The 24692-nt window shown below is 45.7% G+C and carries 16 protein-coding genes and 1 rRNA gene; 13 read left to right on the top strand and 4 right to left on the bottom strand.

Annotated elements, in window-relative coordinates; genetic code table 11:
• Window positions 1-3: 3 nt before the first annotated feature.
• From rfbD to BP95_RS0124210, 3 genes are read left to right on the top strand one after another with little or no spacing between them, the layout of a single operon-like run.
• Window positions 4-843, top strand: coding sequence for a dTDP-4-dehydrorhamnose reductase (rfbD, locus tag BP95_RS0124200; protein WP_028533441.1), 840 nt, complete (start codon window positions 4-6; stop codon window positions 841-843).
• 12 nt (window positions 844-855) lie between these two features.
• A complete protein-coding gene (locus tag BP95_RS0124205; protein ID WP_028533442.1) occupies window positions 856-1806 on the top strand; it encodes a glycosyltransferase family 2 protein in 951 nt (316 codons plus the stop codon).
• A complete protein-coding gene (locus tag BP95_RS0124210) occupies window positions 1806-2693 on the top strand; it encodes a glycosyltransferase family 2 protein (RefSeq protein WP_036592685.1) in 888 nt (295 codons plus the stop codon). The genes BP95_RS0124205 and BP95_RS0124210 overlap by 1 nt, the downstream gene beginning before the upstream one ends.
• Before the next feature lie 90 nt (window positions 2694-2783).
• On the opposite strand, the gene BP95_RS0124215 is transcribed toward BP95_RS0124210, so the two are convergent.
• Window positions 2784-4286, bottom strand: a complete 1503-nt coding sequence (locus BP95_RS0124215; RefSeq protein ID WP_021257064.1) for a sugar transferase — start codon at window positions 4284-4286, stop codon at window positions 2784-2786.
• A gap of 379 nt (window positions 4287-4665) precedes the next feature.
• On the opposite strand from BP95_RS0124215, the gene BP95_RS0124220 reads away from it, so the two are divergent.
• The 3 genes from BP95_RS0124220 (at window position 4666) to ligA (ending at window position 10073) form a co-directional block, all read left to right on the top strand.
• A complete protein-coding gene (locus BP95_RS0124220) occupies window positions 4666-5379 on the top strand; it encodes a heptaprenylglyceryl phosphate synthase (RefSeq protein ID WP_021257063.1) in 714 nt (237 codons plus the stop codon).
• 148 nt (window positions 5380-5527) lie between these two features.
• Window positions 5528-7969 (top strand): DNA helicase PcrA, encoded by a 2442-nt coding sequence (pcrA, locus tag BP95_RS0124225; protein ID WP_021257062.1) that lies wholly within the window; start codon window positions 5528-5530, stop codon window positions 7967-7969.
• A gap of 79 nt (window positions 7970-8048) precedes the next feature.
• Window positions 8049-10073, top strand: coding sequence for an NAD-dependent DNA ligase LigA (gene ligA, locus BP95_RS31280; protein WP_036667589.1), 2025 nt, complete (start codon window positions 8049-8051; stop codon window positions 10071-10073).
• A 506-nt stretch (window positions 10074-10579) separates the two neighbouring features.
• Here the strand turns inward: ligA and BP95_RS0124235 are convergent.
• The 3 genes from BP95_RS0124235 to BP95_RS0124245 form a co-directional block, all read right to left on the bottom strand.
• Window positions 10580-12361 (bottom strand): alpha-glycosidase, encoded by a 1782-nt coding sequence (locus BP95_RS0124235; protein ID WP_028533444.1) that lies wholly within the window; start codon window positions 12359-12361, stop codon window positions 10580-10582.
• Window positions 12362-12537: 176 nt separating this feature from the next.
• Window positions 12538-14205, bottom strand: a complete 1668-nt coding sequence (locus BP95_RS0124240; RefSeq protein WP_231515186.1) for an alpha-amylase family glycosyl hydrolase — start codon at window positions 14203-14205, stop codon at window positions 12538-12540.
• A 199-nt stretch (window positions 14206-14404) separates the two neighbouring features.
• Window positions 14405-15430, bottom strand: a complete 1026-nt coding sequence (locus tag BP95_RS0124245) for a LacI family DNA-binding transcriptional regulator (protein ID WP_028533446.1) — start codon at window positions 15428-15430, stop codon at window positions 14405-14407.
• A gap of 286 nt (window positions 15431-15716) precedes the next feature.
• Here BP95_RS0124245 and BP95_RS0124250 point away from each other — a divergent pair, with 286 nt between their 5' ends.
• The 7 genes from BP95_RS0124250 to BP95_RS0124280 form a co-directional block, all read left to right on the top strand.
• A complete protein-coding gene (locus tag BP95_RS0124250; RefSeq protein WP_021257057.1) occupies window positions 15717-17003 on the top strand; it encodes a sugar ABC transporter substrate-binding protein in 1287 nt (428 codons plus the stop codon).
• A gap of 200 nt (window positions 17004-17203) precedes the next feature.
• The gene (locus BP95_RS0124255; protein ID WP_028533447.1) at window positions 17204-18526 is read left to right on the top strand and encodes a carbohydrate ABC transporter permease; all 1323 of its coding nucleotides are present in this window, start codon (window positions 17204-17206) and stop codon (window positions 18524-18526) included.
• Entirely contained in the window at window positions 18523-19365 is an 843-nt protein-coding gene (locus BP95_RS0124260; RefSeq protein ID WP_021257055.1) for a sugar ABC transporter permease, read from the top strand. Before BP95_RS0124255 ends, BP95_RS0124260 begins: the two co-directional genes overlap by 4 nt.
• Before the next feature lie 193 nt (window positions 19366-19558).
• A complete protein-coding gene (locus BP95_RS0124265; protein WP_028533448.1) occupies window positions 19559-22009 on the top strand; it encodes a glycoside hydrolase family 31 protein in 2451 nt (816 codons plus the stop codon).
• A gap of 402 nt (window positions 22010-22411) precedes the next feature.
• The gene (locus BP95_RS0124270) at window positions 22412-23512 is read left to right on the top strand and encodes an ABC transporter permease (protein ID WP_028533449.1); all 1101 of its coding nucleotides are present in this window, start codon (window positions 22412-22414) and stop codon (window positions 23510-23512) included.
• Window positions 23513-24250 (top strand): ABC transporter ATP-binding protein, encoded by a 738-nt coding sequence (locus tag BP95_RS0124275; protein ID WP_021257052.1) that lies wholly within the window; start codon window positions 23513-23515, stop codon window positions 24248-24250.
• A 325-nt stretch (window positions 24251-24575) separates the two neighbouring features.
• Window positions 24576-24692: ribosomal RNA gene (locus BP95_RS0124280) — 16S ribosomal RNA — on the top strand; the annotation flags it as partial.

Raw genomic sequence — 24692 nt, forward strand, 5'->3', positions numbered from 1 at the left:
AGTGTGAAGATACTCGTAACAGGCGCTAATGGGCAATTAGGGGCGGACGTAGTCCGCCTTTTTTCTGAAAAAGGTCACGATGTAATTGGATTAGATAGAGTCAAGCTAGATATTACAGACGATAAAATGTGCAATCGTGTAATTAATGAGCTTCAACCGGAAGCGATCATTCACTGTGCAGCCTATACAGCAGTGGATAATGCGGAAACGGATCAAGATAATGCATATTTAGTAAACGCTATTGGAACAAGAAATATAGCTGTTGCTGCAGAAAGAGTAAATGCAAAAATGTGCTATATAAGCACGGATTATGTATTTGATGGAAACAATTCAAGTCCATATCATGAGTATGATAATACCAATCCGTTAACTGTATATGGCAAGTCAAAACGAGCAGGAGAACACTTGATCCAATCGTTATGTTCTCGTTGGTTCATTGTGAGAACATCATGGGTGTATGGAGCTTCAGGCAACAACTTCGTCAAAACGATGTTGAAGATAGGCCAGGAGCGAGACTCGTTGCAGGTCGTTGATGATCAGTGGGGATCACCGACATATACGTGTGATCTGGCATTATTTTTGGAGCAACTTGTAATAACTGATAAGTATGGCATCTATCACGCTTCCAATTCGGGAACTTGCACATGGTGCCAATTCGCGAAAGCGATATTTGAAGAGGCAGGGATGCCCGTAATAGTTGAGCCTTGCACGACGGAACAGTTTCCGCGCCCAGCGCAACGTCCGCGTTATTCTGTTATGGAACCGATGGCTATACGTGTGAATGGCTTTGTACCGATTCGTCATTGGCGAGAGGCATTGCAAGATTTTTTGAACCAAAAGTAGAATGGGAAGTGAATGAGAGTGGGGAGAAAACACGATAAAGTACAGATTCTTGTTTCGACCTATAATGGGGAAAAATATCTGAGGGAGCAGCTTGAGAGTCTGCTGAATCAGACTCACTCTCATTTCTTCATTACGATAAGAGATGACGGCTCATCTGATAAAACAAAAGCCATTATTCAAGATTACATATGTAAATTTCCTAATCAGGTGGAAGCTTTCTACGAGCAAAATATAGGCGTTATAGCGAGTTTTTTTGATCTCTTTTCGAGCCATGTCCATAGGGATACGGAGTATATCTGCTTCTGTGATCAAGATGATGTATGGATGGAAGATAGGCTGGAGCGGGGAATACGTTCTCTGAGGGAATATTCTGGAGACCGACCCATCATGTACGTAACGCCGACTCTAATGGTAAATGAAATGCTGCAGCCGCTTAATAGTTGGCCCCCTGTTCCACAGCGCGACCCGTCTTTTTATAATGCTTTAATTGAGAACATTGCTGTTGGTGCTACGATAATGATAAATCGTTCAGCGGCCAAAATGATAACGAGTAACTTACCAAATCCTAATAAAATCGTTATGCATGATTGGTGGGTATACTTGACTGTTTCTGCTTTCGGGGAAATCATATATGATCATGAACCTAGTATTTATTATCGACAGCATCAAGGCAATGTTGTTGGTGGGCAGAATGGCATCAAAGAGAGAATAATGAAGAAGTGTGACAATTATCTCAAACATTGCCATGACAAAATTTACTGGAATCAAGCCAAAGAATTTGAACGATGCTGGGGAGAGCATTTGTCTCAAGAATTTAGAAGAGAACTAATGGAATTTCTACTGCCTAATCGAGGTTTTTTCGATCGAATAAGGTATTCATTAACTACTAGACTGTACCGTCAGTCCATGCTGGACAATCTCGTTTTTCGTCTTATGATGATTAAGGGAGACATTTTAAAATGATAGACTTATCCATTATCATCGTGAACTATAACACCAAACAGTTAACACTGAACTGTCTAAAATCAGTATATGAATCTATAACAGCTTATAGTTACGAAGTCATTCTTATAGATAATGCATCGCGGGATGACTCTGTATCCGTTATCCAAGAGCAATTTCCGCAAGTAAGACTGATCCCCAACACTGAGAACCTAGGCTTCGCGAAGGCGAACAATCAGGGCATGCGCATTGCTCAGGGGCGATATGTTCTACTCTTGAACTCGGATACCGTTATCGAACCTGACACGCTCGGTATCATGATCCGATTCATGGATGACGATCCGACAGTTGGAGCCTCCGGGTGTAAAGTGCTGCTGCCCGACGGTTCATTGGATAAAGCGTGTCGGCGGGGCTTTCCAACTCCTTTGGCTACGTTATATTACGTGTCCAAGTTATCGAAATTGTTTCCCAAACACCCGAAAATCAACGCTTACCATCGCGAGGATCTTGATCCGAATGAATCATATCCGATCGATTGTTTGGTAGGAGCTTTTATGATGGTACGGCGAGAGGCAATTGAAAATGTAGGGTTGTTGGATGAGTCTTTCTTTATGTATTTTGAGGATACGGACTGGTGTTATCGTTTAAAGGAAGCAGGTTGGACGAATTACTATTATCCGAAGACCACAATATTGCATTATAAACGTGCTAGTAGTCGGAATAAGCCTATGCGAATAACATATGAATTTCACAGGGCAATGGCATTGTTTTATAATAAACACTATCGTTCGAAGTATCCGATTTGGGTAACTGGCCTAATGTATATGGGGATCGGTGCAAAGTTTATCATCTCCATTACATTAAATGCTGTATCAAAGCTAATTAAAAAGCTAATCCCGTCCTCATAATAAAATGCACACTCTTCATGGTTTGCTTATAGAAGAGAGTGCATTTGTTGTTTTTATATATATTCTAAAACCGTGAGTACCATATGTACATTAATAAGCGCCTTCACCTTTTAGGACTACAGGGATTGTTTTGATCAAGATCTTTAACTCAAGTGAAATGCTCCACTTTTCAATGTAGTATAAGTCTAACTTAACCCACTCATCAAAATTAATGTCACTGCGACCGCTAACCTGCCACAATCCTGTAATTCCAGGGCGGATATCTAATCGTCTCCATTGGAAATCGCTATATTGCTCCACTTCATTTGGCAATGGTGGACGAGGCCCGATAAGACTCATTTCACCTTTTAGCACATTAAATAACTGTGGCAGCTCATCGATTGAAAATTTCCGAATAAACCGTCCAACCCTAGTGATACGAGGATCGTTTTTCATTTTAAATGCTGGGCCATCTGCTTCGTTATACTTTTCAAGCTGCTCTTTTAGCTCTTCTGCATTATTAACCATAGAACGGAACTTGTGCATGTGGAACGGAGCGCCATTTTTTCCGATTCGTTTTTGATGTATGAATACAGGCCCTTTAGAGTCGAATTTGATAAATAGAGCGACGATCAACAGGATCGGAGAAATCATAATAATGCCAAGTAAGGATAATATGATGTCAGCCGCTCGTTTTAAAAACAAATTCAGTCCTCTAAGAGGGGTTTTCACAATTTCAATGCAAGGATAATCGTAAGCTTGATCAAATGAGATACTGGAGGTCACCAATTCGAATAGCTCAGGAATAATCTTGATTTGAACGTCATACTTCCGAATGGAGGTTATAAGTTCATTTATGATGTTCTTTTCTGATGGAATGGTAATATAGATTTCCTGTACTTTATGACGAGCGATGAGCTGCTCGATGTTCTGAATAGTGCCTAATACTTGATCGCTATTTTTATAATCATCTAAAAATCCAACAAAATGGCAGCTTGTGTTTGCCATAACATGATTTCGAATCTGTATTCCGACTTTGCCTGCGCCGATTATTAATACGTTTTTATTGTATCTTCTCGAACGATGCAAAAGAACTTGAGCATAATTCCTCATAATTCGAGATAAGAGGAAAATGAACACCATAAGAATCGCTAGCATTAGGATGAGCACACGAGAGTATACGATACTTGTTTTTAAAAAGAATGCAATTCCTAATGCAATTAGAAATGAAGTTGAAACAGCTTTTATTGCTGAGATCGTATCATCAATCATTCGGATATCGCGATTTCTTTTAAACATCCCTTGTTGATACAGCATTGCCGTATAAATCGTAAAAATGATGCCAATCAATAACGCGTAGTCAGCAAGTACTGGTATTTTAGCAATGCTGGTGTGAAGCTCGCTCCAAGTAAACGAATCGTAATCAGATACAACTTTATAATAGAACAGTGTAAGAAAGCCGATTATATACAGAATGTATTCTATAGATATTAATCCTATATTAATGGATAGCTTGATTCGTTCTGTTTTTCGATTATAAGCTGCAATGTCCTCTGCAATGAGAAGATTCGTACTTTGGCTGAGCTTCTTGTTCAATTGAACAGGCAAACTCATAAATTGACACTCCTCGACATGTTATCTAACTGTAGTGATTATAACATATCAGCTAGAAGTATGTTCCTTGTAGGAACACAAATTTAAGCACTTTTTCTTTATATAAGGAAGCATGAAAAGCATACGTAACCCTATAGCAAACGAGGATTATGTAGCTGGAAAGTAAGGAACCTAAAAAGGACATGTTCACTTTCAACGCATTTTCCATTACAATAAGAACATACATTCTATTCACTCTTATTTCCCTGCCTCATATCTGGCACCCATTTCCCTCCACCCATAGGCTTATTTCTGGTACACTACAATATAGAACATTATTATTAAGGTCGCTCATCGCACCACTTACATCCATGAGCGGCAGACCTGGAGGAAACGCAACGTGAAGACGCCTTTGCAACCGATAGATGACTGGCGGCACGTATTCAAGCTTGACCCGGACAAAGAAATTGGCGATGAGGCGCTGGATCGTGTATGTTTATCTGGAACTGATGCCATAATGGTCGGGGGATCGAGCGGAGTCACTTTTGAGAACACGGTAGACCTTATGTCCCGCATACGGCGATATGAGCTGCCGGTCGTCCTCGAAGTGTCCGAATTGGATGCGGTCGTGCCTGGCTTTGATGCCTATATGATTCCGATGGTGCTGAATACGGAGAATGCTAATTGGCTTATAGGCCAGCATCGTGAAGCGATTCAACAATATGGTTATATGATCCCGTGGGATTTGTTAATCCCAGAAGGATATATTATTTTGAATCCAAAAGCGACAGCAGCTAAGATTACAGGAGCAGACACGCAATTATCTCCAGCAGAAGCGGCTGCATATGCTCAGGCAGGGGATAAGCTGATGCACCTTCCTGTCGTGTATGTGGAGTACAGCGGCATGTTTGGCGATATGGAGCTGGTTAAGAAGGTGAAACGCTCTCTGACGCAAGCCCAGTTGTTCTATGGGGGCGGAATCCGTACGGTAAAGCAAGCCCAAGAAGCGGCTACCTCAGCTCATACAGTAGTTGTAGGCAATGTCGTTTATGACGACTTGGAAGCTGCCCTCGCGACTGTAGATGCAGTAAAGGAAACTAAGCTAACGATATAGCTTTTCTAATGATCATTTAAAACAGACACTCTTAGGTATAAATAGTCTGGTGTGTTTACATGGCTGCACTGCCGGGAGTTTTTCTTACCAAATTATCGACCTAAATAAATACATCTCACATAACTGCAGAAAGGAGACTGCGCACGAAATGTTTGACTTTTTACGACCGGATTCCAATGGTAGCACCAACTCAAACTCGAATTCGTATTCGAATAATTATGGAAGCTACGGGGCTTCCATCGACATTCAAGACGCTATCAAGCGCTTGAACCCTGAACAACGACGCGCTGTTGAGACCACTGAAGGGCCATTGCTCATTATGGCGGGAGCGGGATCAGGCAAGACGCGCGTGCTAACGCATCGCATTGCATATCTAATCGCTACGAGGAAGGCACCGCCATGGAGCATCCTAGCCATTACGTTTACAAACAAGGCTGCACGAGAGATGCAGGAGCGGGTATCCAAGCTGGTTGGCCCAGATGGAAGAGACATTTGGGTATCCACATTCCACTCCATGTGTGTGCGAATCCTACGCAAAGATATTGAACGTATCGGGTTTACCTCGAACTTCACGATTCTTGACTCAGGGGATCAGTTGTCCGTTATTCGCGGATGCATGAAGGAATTGAACCTGGATACGAAAAAATTCGATCCACGCGCAGTACAAGCTGCAATTAGTACAGCGAAGAACGAATTGCTGACGCCAAGCCGCTTCGAACAGAAGATTGGCGACCACTTTGATGGAATTGTAGCCAAGGTGTATACGATGTATCAGAAACGTCTAAAGAGCAATAATTCGCTTGATTTCGATGATCTCATCATGTCGACGATTCAATTGTTCAAGGACGTCCCTGAAGTATTGGATTTCTATCAGAAGAAATTCAAATACATTCACGTCGACGAGTATCAAGATACGAACCGTGCGCAATATATGCTGTGCCGGATGCTGGCTGATCAGCATCAAAACATTTGCGTCGTCGGGGATAGCGATCAGTCGATCTATCGCTGGCGCGGCGCCGATATTACGAACATTCTGAATTTCGAGGGTGACTACCCGAAGGCTACGACGATTATGTTGGAGCAGAACTATCGCTCGACCTCCAATATTCTGAATGCCGCGAATGGAGTCATTAAGCTGAACACTGGACGCAAGCCGAAGAAGCTGTGGACGGAATCGGGTGAGGGAGAGAAGATTAAGCTCTATCAAGCAGATACAGAGCATGATGAGGGTTACTTCGTAACATCCGAGATTAAAAAGAACCATATGGCGAACAAGCATTACGCCGACCATGCGATACTGTATCGGACGAATGCGCAATCCCGTGTTATCGAGGAAATTCTGATTAAGTCAGATATTCCGTATCAGATCGTCGGAGGCGTTAAGTTCTATGATCGCAAAGAGATTAAGGACTTGCTTGCCTATCTGCGTCTCATATCGAATATGGATGATGATATCAGCTTAGAGCGTGTTGTGAATGTACCGAAGCGGGGCATTGGGGCCACGACAATGAATAAGCTGGCTGAAGCAGCAGCTACTCGTGGAGTATCGATGATGAAGGTTATCGCTGACATGGATGCCCTTGATATTTCGCCGAAAACCAAGGGCGCGCTGCGTGAGTTCCGCGCGATCATCGATAATTTGAATCATATGGTGGAGTATTTGTCCGTAACGGAATTAACGGAAAAAATGCTTGAACTGTCCGAATATAAGCTGGAATTGCAGCGTGAGAATACGCTGGAATCGAAGGCACGTCTCGAGAACATCGACGAGTTCTTGTCCGTTACTCAGGAATTCGAGCAGCGCAATGAGGACAAGTCCTTGATTTCGTTCCTGACGGATCTTGCACTGATCGCAGATATTGATTCGATGAACGACGAGGAAGGCAACGAAGAGGAAGATGCCGTCATCTTGATGACGATGCACAGTGCAAAAGGCTTGGAATTCCCAGTTGTCTTTATTATAGGTATGGAGGAAGGGGTATTCCCGCACAGCCGTGCATTCAGCGACAATGAGGAGCTGGAGGAAGAACGACGACTAGCTTACGTAGGGATTACTCGTGCTGAGAAGCAATTATTCCTTACCTGCGCACGTACACGTACTTTGTTTGGTCGAACAAATGCCAATCCTCCTTCACGTTTTCTGCAGGAGATACCGGATGAAGTTAAGGAAGACGCGACGCCAGAGGGCACACGCTATGGAAGGGTGGATCATTACGGCCGCAATGCTGCTTCTGCTTCATACGGAGGGCGTGGGTTAGGTTATTCAGGCGGTGGTGGAGCACAAGCTCCAGGCACGAGAGGCATTGGAAGCAGCGCTCAAACAGGATGGCGTGCTTCAGGTGGAGCTGGAGCAGCCGCAAGTAGCGGATCAAGTGTGACAGTAACATCAGCAGCGGAAAAAGTGAAGCAAGCGGGAGCCCAACCCGGAGACTATCAGCCAGGGGACAAAGTATCCCATGCCAAGTGGGGCGTAGGCGTGATCGTGTCGGTTAAGGGTGAGGGCACGGATACGGAGCTGCAAATTGCCTTCCCTGCGCCAGTGGGTGTGAAGCGGTTATTGGCTGCTTTTGCCCCGATTAACAAAGTATAAGTAGACTACCACTATCCAATAGATGATTTGAAATGAGGAAGGAGCCACCTCTTTGACAAATGCGAATGCGCAAACCCGCATGGAACAACTCGTGGCGGAATTACATCGATACAATCACCATTATTATACGCTGGACAATCCTGTCGTTTCGGACAAAGAATACGATAAGCTTTATGATGAATTGGTAGCATTGGAGAAAGAGACAGGCACCGTATTGCCCGACTCTCCTACCCAGCGGGTTGGGGGCGATCTGCTCAAGGGGTTTGAGCCGCATCGCCATCTATCCCGTCTATGGAGCTTGGACAAAGCGCAGGATGAAGAGGATTTGTTCGCTTGGAATCAGCGTGTGCTGAAGCTGATCCAGGATTATAACACGAAGCATCCGAACGAGGAGCCGCTGCCGGATCCATCTTATGTCGTGGAGCTGAAGTTTGATGGCTTGACACTTAATTTGACCTATACGGATGGATTGCTAGTACAGGCTTCTACACGTGGCAATGGTGTCATTGGCGAGGGGATTTTGCCGCAGGTAAAGACGATCCGTTCCGTGCCTCTGTCTATTCCTTTCAAAGAAGGGACAATCGAAGTTCAAGGTGAAGGCATTATGAACCTGTCCGTGCTTGAGGCTTATAATGAAACGGCAGCAGAGCCGCTCAAAAATGCTCGCAACGCAGCGGCTGGAGCTCTTCGCAACTTGAATCCTCAGGTGACAGCACTGCGGAAGCTGAGTGCCTTTTTCTATAACGTGGGCTATGCCGATGGGGTTGCCTTCGATAACCATCAGGAAATGATGCAATTTTTGAAGGACAATCAATTCAAGGTGAACCCGTATGTTACGTACTTCGATACGATTGAGCAGGTTCGTGATGAACTTCATCAGATTCAGGAACAACGTCCATCCCTTGATTACTTAATTGATGGAGCTGTCGTCAAGCTGACCGATATGCGTACCCGCGAGGTGCTCGGATACACAGATAAGTTCCCGCGTTGGGCGGTAGCCTTCAAGTTCGAGGCGGAAGAAACGACAACCGTGCTCGAATCGGTAAGCTGGGAAGTCGGACGTACCGGCAAGATTACGCCAGTAGCCCGAGTTGAAGCTGTTGAGCTGGCTGGTGTAACGGTACAGAACTGCACACTGAACAACATTGGTGATATCGAACGGAAAAACTTGAAACATGCGCTTGGCGCACGCGTTTTTATTCGTCGATCGAACGACGTCATTCCAGAGATTCTTGGACGTGTTCCTGATGAGGAAGGCGGCGAAGAAATCGTTTATCCGACGGAATGCCCGTCTTGCGGTTACACGCTTGAGATGCGGGGTGCTCACTTGTTCTGCAATAACAAGCTGAACTGCAAGCCGCAAATCGTAGCACGTCTGGCGCACTTTGCTTCGCGAGATGCGATGGACATTGAAACATTCAGTGTCATGACTGCCGAGCAGTTGCACGATGAATTGAATGTACATGAGCCGTCCGACCTGTTTGCACTTACACTTGATCAATTGGTTGGCTTGAATCGATTCGGAGAGAAAAAGGCGAGCAACTTATTGGCAGCACTTGAGAAGAGTAAAACACGTGATTTGCCGGCCTTCTTGTTCGCGCTCGGAATTCCGAATACGGGCAAAACAACGACAAAGGCATTAGCTGAGCATTTCGGCACGCTGGACAACATCATGCAGGCTTCTGAAGAGGAACTTGTGGCGATTCAGGATGTCGGGGCGATTGTAGCAGACAGTATCGTAACGTATTTCGCGGATCCGATTAACCGTGCAAGCATCGACCGCATGTTGGAGCTGGGTGTGAAGCCGCAATCCGCTGAGAAGCCGGCTGAGGTAAATACAGATTCGATGTTTTATGGCAAAACAGTCGTATTAACAGGCTCCCTGCAATTGCTGACACGCGATGAAGCGACTGCCAAGCTGGAAGCATGTGGAGCGAAAGTAACTGGCAGCGTATCGAAGAAGACCGATCTGGTTATCGCAGGGGAGAAGGCAGGCAGTAAGCTCGCCAAAGCTGAGCAGCTCGGAATCCCTGTCATTACTGACGAGAATGAGCTGATCCAGTTGCTGAATGAGGCGCTTGGCACAGGAAGTTCCGCAGAGTAAGGGTAAGAAATGGCCGGAGTATAAGCTAATTAGTAGATATGTCAGAGATTAAACCAGGGAGTGCAATATCAATTGCTTAAAACTGCTGTAGTAACAGCATCAGTATTCGTATAAATGACTACATCTCTGACTGTATTAGTGACTATATCGATACATCATCAATGATATGCGTCTCACAAACGACATGTATTGCACCTGTACAGTTGCTTTCTAAACGGCTGATTAAGCAATCGCATCATTGAACAGTAAGAATATGTATGATAAAATTTGTGTATAATAAAAAGAAGATCGCAGCGGTAACTGCGACCTTCTTCCCACAATAACCGCTAGATGAGCGGTTGGCTTTATCGAAGTGAGCAAATCTACAGGAGTAGACCGCATACCTTTGCGAGAGGGCGGTCTACTTTTTCTTTAAGTAGGTGAGCAAAGCAAGAATGAACATTCCATACTCAATCAACTAGACTTCTAGCTTTCACTAGAAGATCCTTTCTTCTACATGAAGAAGATTATCTCTCCATCTTCAATATCCGCCAGTTCATGCCCTCAACTTCAACCTGCAACTCGGTACTAGAACCTTGCACCTTATCACGGCCAGTTTTACCGCTGACCAGCTCAACGTCCGTCCAATTTCCATCGCATCCATCGAATGCTGCTACATCCACTGTGCGTTTCTCCTCAGATGCATTCAACACGAACAACCAGTGTCCATCCTCAGCAGCGCGCTCATACGCTATTACTCGGTCGCTCTCCAAGGCATGGACAAAGCGGAAGCTTCCTGTACGAAGCGCAGCATTGGCGTGACGAAGCGCAATTGCGCCCTGATAGAAGCTCAGCAGATCTTGATCCTGCTTCGCTTCATCCCATTCCATGCATTTGCGGCAGCCTGGATCATGTCCGCCATCCAAGCCTACTTCATCACCGTAATAGATGCACGGCGTACCGAGGAACGTCAGTTGGAACAAGGCAGCCAGCTTCATTTTGCGCTTGTCGCCGCCACACAGCGTAAGCAGGCGAGTCGTATCATGGCTGTCGAGCAGGTTGAACATCACTTCATTAGCTTGCTGTGGATAGCTCGCTAACTGATGTTGGATCGCCTGCGAGAACTGCAATCCGTCTACCTTTTCCTCAGCGAAGAGATCATGCAATGCATACGTGAATGGATAGTTCATAACCGCATCGAACTGATCACCCTGCAGCCACATCATGCCTTCATGGAACATCTCGCCGAGAATATAAGCGTCTGGATTCACAGCCTTCACCGTTTGACGGAACTCACGCCAGAACTGGTGATCGACCTCGTTGGCCACGTCCAATCTCCAGCCATCGATGCCCACTTCTTCGATCCAATAGCGTGCAACTTCTAGCAAATACTTCTTCACTTCTGGATTTTCTGTATTCAGTTTTGGCATCATCGGTGTAAATGCGAACGTATCGAATGTTGGAATCCCGTCCACAACCTCTAATGGGAACTGGCGAACATGGAACCAGTCTTTGTAAGCGGACTGCTCTCCCTTTTCGAGCACATCCCGATAAGGTTCGAACGCATAACCACTATGATTGAACACTGCATCAAGCAAAATGCGAATGCCTCGGCTGTGGCAGGCTTCGACCAGTTCTTTCAGCTTTTCGTTCGAGCCAAAATGAGGATCTACCTGCATGTAATTTTTCGTATCATACTTGTGATTCGTAGTCGCCTCAAAGATCGGCGTAAAGTAAATCGCGGTAATACCCAGCTTCTCCAAATGATCTAAGTGATCAATAACCCCTTGCAAATCCCCGCCGAAGTAATTATCCGGCTTTGGCTCTCCGCCCCATGGCAGCACACCTTCGGGATCATTGCTCTTATCACCGTTCGCAAAGCGCTCAGGGAAGATCTGATAGAATACCGCATCCTTTACCCATGTTGGGGGAGTGAAGATATCTGCTGGATTCAAGAACGGATACTCGAACCAGCGATGGGCAGGCGCAGGATCTTCCTCTTGGAATCCGCGCTCAGTCATCCATACATGCTCAGTACCGGACTCTAGCTTAATGGCATAGGCCAAGCGACGGAAAGGAGGGACAATCTCTGCTTGCCAATAGTCGAACAGCTCATCCTGATACAAACATGTCATCGGAACGATATCCGCTCTACTAATACCGCCTTCGCAATCGAACTTGTCCACAAAATAAACGGCAGCACGCTCAACATCATTTTTCTTCGTACGGATGCGAACATGAATGGTTTTACAGTCATACGCATAAGCCCAATTTTGCTTCGGACGGTGATAAATAGCTTCGAGTAACATCTAAAGTCCTCCCTTAACATGGTCGTATTAATCAGAACATCATTAACAATTAACAATATGAATAAAATAAACGAATAGCTTTACATAGCTAACCTAGCCGAAACAGAAAGACATCACCAGCGCTAGACAACTGCACTCCATTTCACCAGAAGCCTATAAACTCCAAATGCAAATGTCTATGGCGCTAACACGATCGTACTGTATGGCGGAAGAGTACAAGCTCCATCCTTCAGAGCAGCGCCGTCCACACTAGAGAACACCAATGTCTCCAGTACAGCAGCCGTGTCCGCTGACAACTGTATCTGTTGCTCCTTGCCGGACAAGTTGTGGAGCACAAGACGCGCATCTTCCTTCGTTACACGGTAATAGCCGGCTACTTCAGAGGTGTTCGTTTTATACGATTGAATGCCGCCTTGCTGCAGCGCCTTATCCGAATTGCGATACGCAATCAGCTTTTTATAGTGGCTCCACAGTGAACTCGGATCCTTCATCTGCTGCTCTATAGGAGTCACCGTTTTATTTGAAGAGGCGGGCTCCCATGTAGTCATCCCTGCACTTTTCTCATCTGCCGTCCATTTCATTGGCTCACGTAGGCGTTCGTCAGGCTTCAAGCCTAGCATGCCGATTTCTTCACCATAATAAATAAATGGATTGCCTGGCAGTGTCAGCAGTACGGAAGCAGCCATCTTGGCATGATTCACATTGCCTTGAAGCTCGCTCATGACCCGATTCTGATCATGATTTGTCAGGAATGGAGCGTCGACGAACTTGCCGTCTGACTGCTTACTGTAAAACGTATAGATACGGCTCATCATCGAACCGATATCGGAATCCTTCTCATCCTGCACCATCGAAATCATCCGCTTCGCCATATCGAAGTTGAATGCGGAGTGCAGTCCATCCTTAAGGAAGGGTCCAATAACCGCTGGAGAATCCCATACCTCGCCAACGAGATAGGCTTCAGGATTTACCTCTTGAACAGCTTGGCGGAATTCCTGCCACCATTTTTGATTGTTCTGCACGACATCTGGATTCTGACTCGTATTGTAAAAGTCCTCATATACATGCTTGGCTGCATCCAATCGGAAGCCATCTACACCGAGCTTCAGCCAGAATTGTGCTGCTTTTTTGATTTCGGCTCGTACTTCAGCATTGTCCATATGCAGATCGGGCATGCCTTCCCAGAAGACACCGAGATAATGCTTTCCGTCTCTCTCATGCCAAGCCTGCTGCCCCCAAGCGCCTCTTATTGCTGGATCAAGCTTCAAATCCTCGGCCCACATATACCAATCACGTTTTGGATTGTCTTTGCCTTTCATTGATTCCTTGAACCACGGATGCTCGCTGCTCGTATGATTGACCACGAAATCCATCACAATCTTGATGTCTCGCTTATGGGCCTCTTCAAGCAGACGCTTAAAGTCGTCCATCGTTCCGTAATCCGGATTGATTCCGTAATAGTCCGTTACATCATAACCATGATAAGACGGGGAAGGATTGATTGGCATTAACCAGAGGTGCTTAACCCCGAGTTCCTGCAAATAATCAAGCTTCGCCGTAACGCCATTTAAGTCACCGATTCCGTCTCCGTTCGTGTCGTAGAAGGAGCGAACGAAAATTTCATAGTAGACCCCATTGCTTGTCCCCATCGGCGTCAACGCATCAGCCAGTTTCAACTTGCTTGTGACTGTCCCCGAGGCAGCTTCGGTAGATTTATTATCCTGCACAGTCTTATCTGAAGAAGGAGCAGTCGCCTGCGACTGACAGCCTGTAAAAACGAGAGAAATGGCCGACACGAGAAATGCCGTTCGTAAACAATTCATCCACTTGCTAGATATGGTCATGAGATCATTCTCCTCGTTGCAGGTTATATCGATGTATTTCAAACTATAGAGTTGATCCGATTGATTCAATTACACATATGTCCACAACCTCAAGCAACAGCAACCGCTCGAACAACTACAGACAGAACTACGGACAGCACTACGAACAGCACTATTCACAGAATTACTCATAGATCTACTAAACTATCGTTCATACAAACTATTCTGATGCAGGCGTTTGCACAGAATCTCTCCAAATAATTTGATGAGGGATAAGAATTCGGGCTTGATCAAAGCCATCGCCCTTAATGCGCTGTACAAGAGCTTGCACCGTGGATTGACCCATCTGATGCGTACCGATATCTACACTAGAGATTTGCGGCAAGCACATTTCAGCCAATAGCGTATTATTGAAGCCCACAACACTGAAATCTTCAGGAACACGCAGCCCGTTGTTCCAGAGCGTACGGATAATGCCGAATGCGACTACGTCGTCGATGGCGATAATCGCAGTAGGTCGCTGCTCCAGCTGAAGGAGCTTTTCTGTAATCTGACCCGCGGATTCCGGAGTGAATGCGCCTTCAAATGTATAATTGTTATCAAATGGAATGCCGGCCTCTAACAAAGCTTTACTGTAGCCATCCAGACGATCCTTTGATACGGTCAGTTCGAATGGGCCGCTGACGAACGCGATTAGTTTATGCCCAAGTTCGATCAAATGACGTGTAATGGCTTGTGATGCTGCAATATTATCGTTATCGACAGAAGTAACATCGGCATAATGCTCACTGCGTCCGACAAGCACGAATGGGAACTTCTTTTCATGCAAGAAAGTGATGCTCGGATCATCCTTATGTGCAGTCAATAGGATAATGCCATCTACCTTGCGGCCATGTACAAGTCTCTCGACTGCTTTAATTTCTTCCTCTTCATTTGTTGCTGAGGTCATCAATACATCGTAATGGCATGCCGCAGCTTTACTCACAATTCCTCGAATTATTTCGGAGAAGAATTGGTTTTGGAACAACTCATCCGCAGGGCGGGGGAGGATAACGCCAATATTATTCGTCGTTTTCGTAACAAGACTTTTCGCCATCACGTTCGGGTGATATCCGAGTTCATCCATGATTTTACGTACTTTACGGCTTGTCTTCTGACTGATACGAGAGTCATTGGAAATAACACGCGATACCGTAGATGGAGACACGCCGGCTTTCTCAGCTACATCTATAATGGTTACTGCCATAATCGAAACCTCACTTAATAATGGAAAATATTCCGTTGATGTCCCAAAGTATAATGCAAAAAAAAGTTTTATGCAAACGCTTTACATGCATAGGCACAGTGTGTATAATTCGATTTGAAGGTAACCGTTTACAACACTATAACTAGCAAGGAATCATTTTTTTTACTTCATTGTGCAAAGGTTTGCATAAATATAGCGCAATTGCTTTGAAATACAACATCAGCCTTCACCTTTGCGCATTGTCCATGCAGATCCTGTACCAGAATTGAAAGGGGCTATTTCTAACATGAAGAAATGGGTAGCAATGTTGTTGTCAGTCATGATGGTCTTTACAATCACAGCATGTTCCACAGGCGGGAAAGATTCCTCCTCTGCGAACAACAACTCAACGACGAATGAGGAAACAGCGAATAACGGTGCAGGCGACGAAGAGCTTAAGCCGGAAGAGGGCGCATCCCTTCTCGTATGGGAAAGTAAAGAATCTCGCACGTTTATGGAAGAAATCGCGAAGCAATTCAAAGAGAAGTACAATGTTGACGTGAAATACGAAGAAGTAGCAGCACCTGACCAAGTAAACAAGCTGATGAATGATGGGCCAGCTGGCATCGGGGCAGATGTAGTCGTATTCCCACACGATAACTTGGGTAAGGCAGTTACAGCCGGACTTCTTTTGCCGAACGATTACTTTGAAGAGCAAACACGTGCACAAAACTCTGAATTGGCAATCAACGCAACAAGCTACGACGGAATGCTGTACGGCTATCCGCGTTCCGTAGAAACACTCATCATGTTCTACAACAAGGATCTTGTTCCAGAAGCACCTAAGTCAATGGAAGAAGTAATTGAGCTTTCGAAGAAAATGAATGACTTGAAAAATAAAAAATATACGTACATGTGGGAAATCGGAAACTTCTACTATGACTACTTGTTCCTCGCTTCCACGGGAGGATATGTATTCGGTAAAGAAGGCACTGACAAGACAGACGTTGGCTTGAACAACGAAGGCGCATTGAAGGGTGCTCAGTTCCTGCAAAACTTTGCGAAGCAAGTGCTTCCACTTACGACGTCTGACGTAACAGGCGATGTTAAGAAAGGTTTGTTCGCGAACGGCCAATTGGCAATGAACGTCGATGGGCCTTGGGCAATCCAAGACTTGAAGAAAACAGGCATTAACCTGGGTGCAGCTCCAATTCCTAGCATTGACGGCCAACCGTCCAAAACATTCTCTGGTGTAAAAGCTTGGTATGTTAACTCTTACACGAAATATCCAAATGCAGCGAAATTGTTCGCAGAGTTCGCTTCCACGAAGGAAGCTCAATTGAAGAGCTACGAATTGAACGGTCTTGTTCCTTCTAATAAAGAAGCAGCAGCAGATCCAAAAGTAACAAGCGATCCATTCACAGTAGCTGTACTTGAGCAATTCAAGAACTCCTACCCAATGCCGGTTATCCCTGAGATGGGTAACGTGTGGAGCCCAATGGCCGCAGGCTTGGCAGACATTTTGAATAAAGGCAAAGATCCTAAGGCAGCGCTTGATAACGCCGTTAAACAAATAAAAGATGCGATCAAGTAAGGAGTAACACAAGTGGCCCGGGGAGTGAATCACGCTTGCCCGGGCTGTTTGTTAGACAGACCTCCTAGATACATGCCTACCATGCATACTTATTGGATAGCTATTGGAGAGTAGGAAAGGAGAAAGGCGATATGAGCACTACACAATCGGTGTCGACAACCGCAAACCATACGAATAGTCCTTCGCAAGAGCCGTCGCCAATGAAAGCTTCGCCTGGCACAGGCAAGAAGGCAGCTGTGTTGTCTGCTCTGTTCTGGGGATTGGGGCAACTCTTTAATCGTCAGTACCTCAAAGGTATTTTGCTGATGCTGCTTGAAGCAGTCGGACTATTTTACCTGATTAACTATTTGCCGCGAGCGATATGGGGAATATACACGCTCGGAACACAAACATCCCAAATGGTTAAGGTCGGGAGAGTGTACAAACCCGTACATGGTGACCATTCTATTCATTTGCTCATTACCGGATTAATCACACTTCTTGTCTTGTTTATCTTCATCTGGATATACGTACTCGTCGTCAAAGACGCGAAAGCAGTTGGGAAGCTGCGGGAAGAAGGCAAGAAACCGAATAACTTCCTTGAAAGTTTGGCATATGTCAAAGAAACGAAGTTTGCTTACTTGTTCCTGGCACTGCCAGCAACAGCGGTATTGTTCTTTACGATCATGCCGATCATCTTTATGATTTTGCTTGCCTTTACGAACTATTCTGCACCGGATCATGTTCCACCGAAAAATCTGGTCAGCTGGGTTGGATTCCAGAACTTTGTTGATCTTCTACAGCTTGGTACATGGAGCGGCACGTTCTATGGCGTACTGACATGGACCATCATTTGGGCAATACTTGCTACCGTTACTTGCTACTTCGGCGGTATTCTGGTCGCACTCTTGATTCAACAACCGGGTGTGAAAATGAAGACCATGTGGCGCACAATCTTCATCATCCCATACGCAATTCCACAAATGTTGTCGTTCTTGATTATGAAGAACATGTTTAACGGAGAATTTGGGCCGATCAACCAATACTTGAGCTACTTCGGCTTAGGTAAGCTTCCATGGCTCTCTGATCCTTTCTGGGCGAAAGTAACGGTATTGATTGTCAACATGTGGGTAGGTATTCCCGTTACGATGGTACTTGTTATCGGGATCTTGACAACCATTCCTAAAGATATGTATGAAGCGGCTGAGGTAGATGGAGCAACTGCATGGCATAAGTTCAAGGCCATTACGATGCCGATGATTCTGTATTCAACAGCACCAATTTTGATTGGTCAGTTCGCAGGTAATATTAACAACTTTAACGTTATTTTCTTGCTGACGAACGGTAACCCGCCAAATGGTGAGTACCAGTACGCGGGAAGCACCGACTTGCTTGTTACGTGGTTATATAAGCTGACACTCGATAACAACAAGTACAACATCGCAGCAGCGATCGGTATTATCATCTTTATTATTGTTGCATCTCTGTCGATCTGGAGTTACCGCCGGACGAAATCATTCAAAGAGGAGGACATGATCCAATGAGTACAGGAGCTAAGAAAAAGTCGCTTATTCGTCTGTCCTTCAGTTATTTGCTGCTTATTGCAATTGCAGTATGCGTCCTGTATCCGACAATTTGGATCGTTATGTCATCCATTCGTCCGGGTACCTCGCTGTTCAGTGATTCGCTCATTCCAAGCAATCCGACTTTTGAACATTACGTAAGCTTGTTTACTTCTAAGGAATATCAATATGGACTGTGGTACTTGAATACATTGAAGATTGCAACCTTCAATATGATCTTCGGTGTCATTCTCGTCGTCATGACGGCATACGCATTATCTCGGTTCCGGTTCTATGGCCGTAAAAACCTCATGTCTGGGATGCTTGTACTGGGGATGTTCCCAGGTTTCATGAGTATGATTGCGATTTACATTTTGCTGATGCAATTGAACTTGCTTGATACGCATTTCGCGTTGATTCTCGTATATTCAGCGGGTGCGCCGCTAGGGGCATTTGTTGTCAAAGGCTTCTTCGATACGATTCCGAAGAGCTTGGAGGAATCCGCTCGCATCGATGGTGCGACGCACTGGATTGTATTCCGTAAAATCATGCTGCCATTGTCAAAGCCGATGATTACGTACGTAGGGCTGATGACATTTGCCGGCGCATGGGGTGACTTTATCTTCGCCCGTCTCGTCCTTCGCTCCAAAGAGAACTACACACTGGCGATTGGACTGTGGGACATGGTCAATAATGCATCGACGAACTTTACGATGTTTGCCGCTGGTGCGGTATTGATCGCAGTTCCGATTGCACTACTGTACTTGTTCCTGCAGCGCTTCCTCGTGGAAGGCTTGACAGCAGGTGCAAGCAAGGGCTGATGAGCCTGCGGTATGTGCAGAGGGAAATGAAGGTTTTAACTTAGGCAGAAAGAAAGTCCGCTTTTCATCATTGGGAAGGTTGCATGAACTCCATGAGTAAATGCAAGACTCGATGCCCGGTTGCATCGTAAATGATCTCGTGATCAAAAAGCGGACGATACAAATTCTAGGGTAGAACAGCGGAGGGATTATCATGCAAGATACTAGTGCAGCTATACATCCGGACAATGCAAGTGAACAGACACATACACAGACAGGTGTACAGCTAGGAGCGATCTCTCGTGTTGCTGAGCAAGATGGTTCGTTATGGCTAGTCGGTAAATACTTCAATCTCGCAATCACTTCAGTTGGTGCCGGAGTAATCCGCATCAAGACATATAGAGGACATCAGCCGGACTGGAAGACGTCCCCGGCAATCGTGAACAAGGACAGTCGTATTCCACAAACGATGAAGTGGTCTACTACGGAGGAGCTTGTATCTATTACAATCGGCCACACGCTTCTCGAAGTGGATCGTCAATCTGGTGCGTTCCGCATTAGCAACGAGAGCCAGCCAAATGTAGAATTGGTCAGCCTGCAGCGTAACCGTGAATCCGTGGGCGACTATACGGCATTTGTTGCCCTGGACAAGGACGACCATATTTACGGACTAGGTGAGAAAACAGGATTCCTCGACAAGCGCGGCGAGCGCTATACGATGTGGAACTCCGACGTATATGCACCGCATGTGCCGGAAATGGAAGCTTTGTATCAATCCATTCCATTCCTAACAGTATTGAACCAAGGCAACAGCTATGGCTTGTTCTTGGATAATCCAGGCAAAACCGTATTCGATATGCGTACGTTTGCTGATATGGCGATGATGCAAACATGGACAGGCGAATTCGATTTGTATTGGATCGAAGGGCCTTCGATGAAGGATGTTATTATCCGTTACGGCGACTTGACTGGCCGTATGCCGCTGCCGCCGAAATGGGCACTTGGCTATCACCAATCCCGTTACAGCTACATGGATGAGCAGGAAGTATTGAACTTGGCTCATACGTTCCGTGAGAAGGAAATTCCATGTGATGTTATCCATCTCGACATTCACTATATGAACGGATATCGTGTCTTCACATTCGATGAGAATCGTTTCCCGAATCCGAAGGACATGATGGATCAGCTCAAGGAGCTTGGCTTCCACATCGTGCCGATCGTCGATCCAGGCGTGAAGAAGGATCCGTTGTACGCGGTATATATGGAAGGTGTCGACAACGACTATTATTGTAAGACAGCGGAAGGCGAAATCTACACAGGGCCAGTATGGCCTGGAGAGAGTGCTTTCCCAGACTTCACGGAATCACGCGTGCGTGACTGGTGGAAGGAGAAGCAGAGCTTCTATACCGAACTCGGCATCGATGGCATCTGGAACGACATGAACGAGCCAGCAATCTTCAATGAAACGAAGACGATGGACGTGAACGTCATTCATAAAAATGAAGGGGACCGCAAGACGCATGGTGAAATTCACAATTTGTACGGCATGTTCATGTCCCAAGCAAGCTACGAAGGCTTAAAGGCGTTGCTTGAAGGCAAGCGTCCGTTCGTCTTGACACGTGCAGGCTACAGCGGTGTGCAGCGCTATGCAGCCGTATGGACAGGCGACAACCGCAGTTTCTGGGAGCATATGTCTATGGCAATGCCAATGGTATTGAACCTGGGTGTATCCGGTGTTCCGTTTGCAGGTCCAGATATCGGTGGATTTGCACACCATACTAGCGGCGAATTGCTTGCTCGCTGGACGCAAATGGGCGTATTCTTCCCATATGTCCGCAACCATAGTGCGATCGATATGCTTCGTCAGGAGCCATGGTCGTTCGGTGAAGAAATCGAGAAAATCTGCCAGCAGTACATTTCGATGCGTTATGAATGGATGCCTTACCTGTATCACTGGTTCTATGAAGCTTCAACAACAGGGCTTCCATTCATGCGTCCGCTTGTACTGGAATACCCGACAGATCCTGAAGTATACAACCTGTGCGATCAGTTCTTGGTGGGTGATTCGGTTATTATTGCACCGATTTACCGCCCGAATACGCAATATCGTTCCGTATACTTGCCAGAAGGCGAGTGGGTGGACTACTGGAGCGGGGAGCGCTTTGCAGGCAAGCAGCATATTCATGTGCATGCACCGCTTGATAAGCTTCCGATCTTCGTTCGCTCAGGAGCTATTCTGTTGCAAGGCCCAGTACGTCAGCATGCAGGCGAGAAGGCTGTAGAAGAATATGTGGCGGCAGTGGCTTACTTGCAAGGTGCAGGCCATACTTCTCAATTGGAGTGGTATGAGGATGATGGTTTGACGTTCGAATATGAGAACGGCAAATGGAACAAAATGTTGATCCAAGTGACTGAGTCCGAACAGTGCATTCAGTTGTCTACGGAATATACAACACGTGGCTATGATTCCGAGCGTGACAGCATCTGTTTCCGCCTGATTGGTCTTGCATCTGCTCCGAAGAGCGTTGGCGAACTCGGCGAATCCGTATCTGCTGAGCAGTTGGCTAAGCAAGCGTCTGGTTGGAGCTATGATGCAGCACGTCAGGAGCTTCGTGTGAAGCTTCCAGAGAGTGCAGCTCGTATTGAATTGAATATAACAATGTAATTGCTATAATTGCTGCAAGAATAGGAGCGGGTATTTATCTCATCATGGGGTAAATACTTGCTCTTTTTTTGTAGGCAGACGATTGCCCCTCATTTGGACAATGAATTTGTGCCCCGTATCCACGGTGAAGTTGTTCCTTCATAAGTACTAGTATTATTGCTTTCCCCATTCAATCATGATCAGGTGTCGAACACGCTGATAACTTTAATTCTTCCTTCTATAATAAGTCGAACTGTAATCGGATGTTCATATTCGGTTCATGAAGCCTATCTACAATAAGAACATGTTCACAGAGAAGTTCGGTTAGAGCTTGGCTCGGAATACCGAAGCAGAAAAGGCTTGCTATGCGGTAGGCCGCTGCCTTTGAATTCATATTCTGTAGTAGATAGGAGTGAAAGAGAGATGTTCTTGGCGATTCGAGAAATGAAGCATGCCAAATCGAGATTTATGCTGATTGGACTCATTATGGTGCTGGTTGCCTGTTTGACGTTTATCGTATCAGGGCTTGCGAATGGTCTATCAGCTGCAACAACGTCAGCCATTAAGGAAATGAATGCAGACTATCTTGTCTTCCAAGCAGATAGCGATAATAAATTGAATCGTTCCTCACTTAAGGAGGAGAAGCTTGAAGAGATAAGAGCACAAGAAGGAGTAACGGCTGCAGCTCCACTTATTCAGACGATGCTAACAGTGGCGTCAGAGCAGGCGGACAAGAAAGTAGATGTAACGCTGTTCGCCATTGAACATAACAGCATTCTTATGCCGAAGGTTACGGAAGGGAGATCATTGTCCGGGAGCGGGAACCATGAGGTTGTAGTGGATGCATCGCTTAAGACGAAGGGTGTTAAGTTGGGAGATACGCTTCGTATTAAAGATACTGACGCAGTATTGAAAGTAGTAGGTTTTGCGGAGCATCAGTCGATAAGTCATATGCCGGTCGTCTTTATGGACATGGAGGGATTGAAGTCGCTTATGACTTCCCTTGACCAGCGAATGCCACATCTAAATGCAGTAGCGGTTACTGGAGATGAAGCAATCAAACAGACTCTTACTGATAATGTAGAAGGAATTCAGCTCGCGACGAAGCAGGAGGCGCTAAAGGGGATTCCAGGATATAAGGAAGAACAGAGCTCGCTGTCCATGATGCTGTCCTTCTTGGTGGTAATTGCAGCTTTTGTTCAGGCTGTGTTCTTCTATGTTATTACGTTGCAAAAAACGAATCAGTTCGGCGTTCTTAAGGCGATTGGGGCGAGCACCTCTTACCTGGCCTCCAATCTAATAGGTCAAGTGGCACTGCTTGCGATTGTGTCGGTTGCGCTCAGTATTGGGTTAACCTTCGGGATGACCTCTATGTTCCCGGATACGATGCCGTTTGAATTGGGAGTAGGTGTACTTGCGCCATTCTCGGTACTGCTTATCGGGGTCTCCATCGTAGGCGCGTTATTGTCACTTCGTCGAATTGCGAAGGTAGATGCCATAGAAGCGATTGGGAGGGTGGAGTAGATGACAGATATACTCGTAATGGATAAAGTGAGTAAAAGCTATGGGGAAGGGGACACGGTAGTAACGGCACTTAAGCAAGTATCACTTCGTGTGGGAAAAGGTGAGTTTGTGGCGGTTGTAGGCCCATCGGGCTCGGGGAAAAGTACGTTTCTTTCTATTGCAGGTGCACTGCTTACACCAACGAGCGGCCGCGTTATGATTGGAGGAACGGATGTTACTGCTGTATCTCCGGGAAAGCTTAACCGTGTTCGGTTAGAGCATATCGGGTTTGTATTTCAATCCTCTAATCTAGTCCCTTATCTAACGGTAATTGACCAACTGCGTCTAGTGGCGAAGCTGGCGAAATGCAGCGACCAGATTGCGAATGATAGAGCGGTGGAACTGCTGAAAGAAGTGGATATGGTGCATCGCATGCATCACTATCCGGATAAGTTGTCTGGCGGAGAGCGGCAGCGTGTTGCGATCGCACGAGCGATGATGAATGACGCTAATCTTATACTAGCAGATGAACCAACAGCGAGCCTTGATTCCAAGCGGGGCAGAGCAGTAGTGGAGATGCTCGCTGCCGAAGTGAAATCTAGACAAAAGGCTGCTGTCATGGTCACCCACGATGAGCGTGTGCTCGACTTATGTGATCGGATCGTTACGATTAAGGATGGTGCTTTGATTACCGGAGACGGAGAGCATTCTCGTATTACAGTGAACCAAACAGACAGAATGACAGCGGCTAATAGGTAATAAGGATGAAGGGCGGCATATTATATACCGCTCTTCATCACTTTATATCAAATGTAATTTTTTTCTTATTGCAAGTATAGGGGGATATATGATAAATTATTTCTTGTCACTTCGACACGAAACTTGTTGAAAGAAACAACAAAAACAACTTAAAAAAAGTTGTTGACAAGAAAATGTCGATTGGATATAATAATTAAGCGCTGATGACACAAGACATTAGCTGCTTAAATAGAAATACAAGTTCTTTGAAAACTGAACAACGAGCAACGTTTGTGAATGAGGTAGCAATACCTCGTCAAAAGATATGAGCAGTTCAAACTTAACTTTAACGGAGAGTTTGATCCTGGCTCAGGACGAACGCTGGCGGCGTGCCTAATACATGCAAGTCGAGCGGACTTGAAGGAGTGCTTGCACTCCTGATGGTTAGCGGCGGACGGGTGAG

Source organism: Paenibacillus sp. UNC217MF (genome assembly GCF_000686865.1).
Lineage (GTDB): Bacteria > Bacillota > Bacilli > Paenibacillales > Paenibacillaceae > Paenibacillus_B > Paenibacillus_B suaedae.

Bases quoted from the DNA above. Each gene is read 5' to 3' on its own strand.
- BP95_RS0124255 (WP_028533447.1), top strand. From the start codon at position 17,204: ATGAAAGCTTCGCCTGGCACAGGCAAGAAGGCAGCTGTGTTGTCTGCT.
- BP95_RS0124265 (WP_028533448.1), top strand. From the start codon at position 19,559: ATGCAAGATACTAGTGCAGCTATACATCCGGACAATGCAAGTGAACAG.
- ligA (WP_036667589.1), top strand. From the start codon at position 8,049: ATGGAACAACTCGTGGCGGAATTACATCGATACAATCACCATTATTAT.
- BP95_RS0124235 (WP_028533444.1), bottom strand. From the start codon at position 12,361: ATGTTACTCGAAGCTATTTATCACCGTCCGAAGCAAAATTGGGCTTAT.
- BP95_RS0124245 (WP_028533446.1), bottom strand. From the start codon at position 15,430: ATGGCAGTAACCATTATAGATGTAGCTGAGAAAGCCGGCGTGTCTCCA.
- BP95_RS0124250 (WP_021257057.1), top strand. From the start codon at position 15,717: ATGAAGAAATGGGTAGCAATGTTGTTGTCAGTCATGATGGTCTTTACA.
- BP95_RS0124215 (WP_021257064.1), bottom strand. From the start codon at position 4,286: ATGAGTTTGCCTGTTCAATTGAACAAGAAGCTCAGCCAAAGTACGAAT.
- BP95_RS0124260 (WP_021257055.1), top strand. From the start codon at position 18,523: ATGAGTACAGGAGCTAAGAAAAAGTCGCTTATTCGTCTGTCCTTCAGT.
- BP95_RS0124240 (WP_231515186.1), bottom strand. From the start codon at position 14,205: ATGACCATATCTAGCAAGTGGATGAATTGTTTACGAACGGCATTTCTC.
- BP95_RS0124275 (WP_021257052.1), top strand. From the start codon at position 23,513: ATGACAGATATACTCGTAATGGATAAAGTGAGTAAAAGCTATGGGGAA.
- BP95_RS0124270 (WP_028533449.1), top strand. From the start codon at position 22,412: ATGTTCTTGGCGATTCGAGAAATGAAGCATGCCAAATCGAGATTTATG.
- BP95_RS0124205 (WP_028533442.1), top strand. From the start codon at position 856: ATGAGAGTGGGGAGAAAACACGATAAAGTACAGATTCTTGTTTCGACC.
- pcrA (WP_021257062.1), top strand. From the start codon at position 5,528: ATGTTTGACTTTTTACGACCGGATTCCAATGGTAGCACCAACTCAAAC.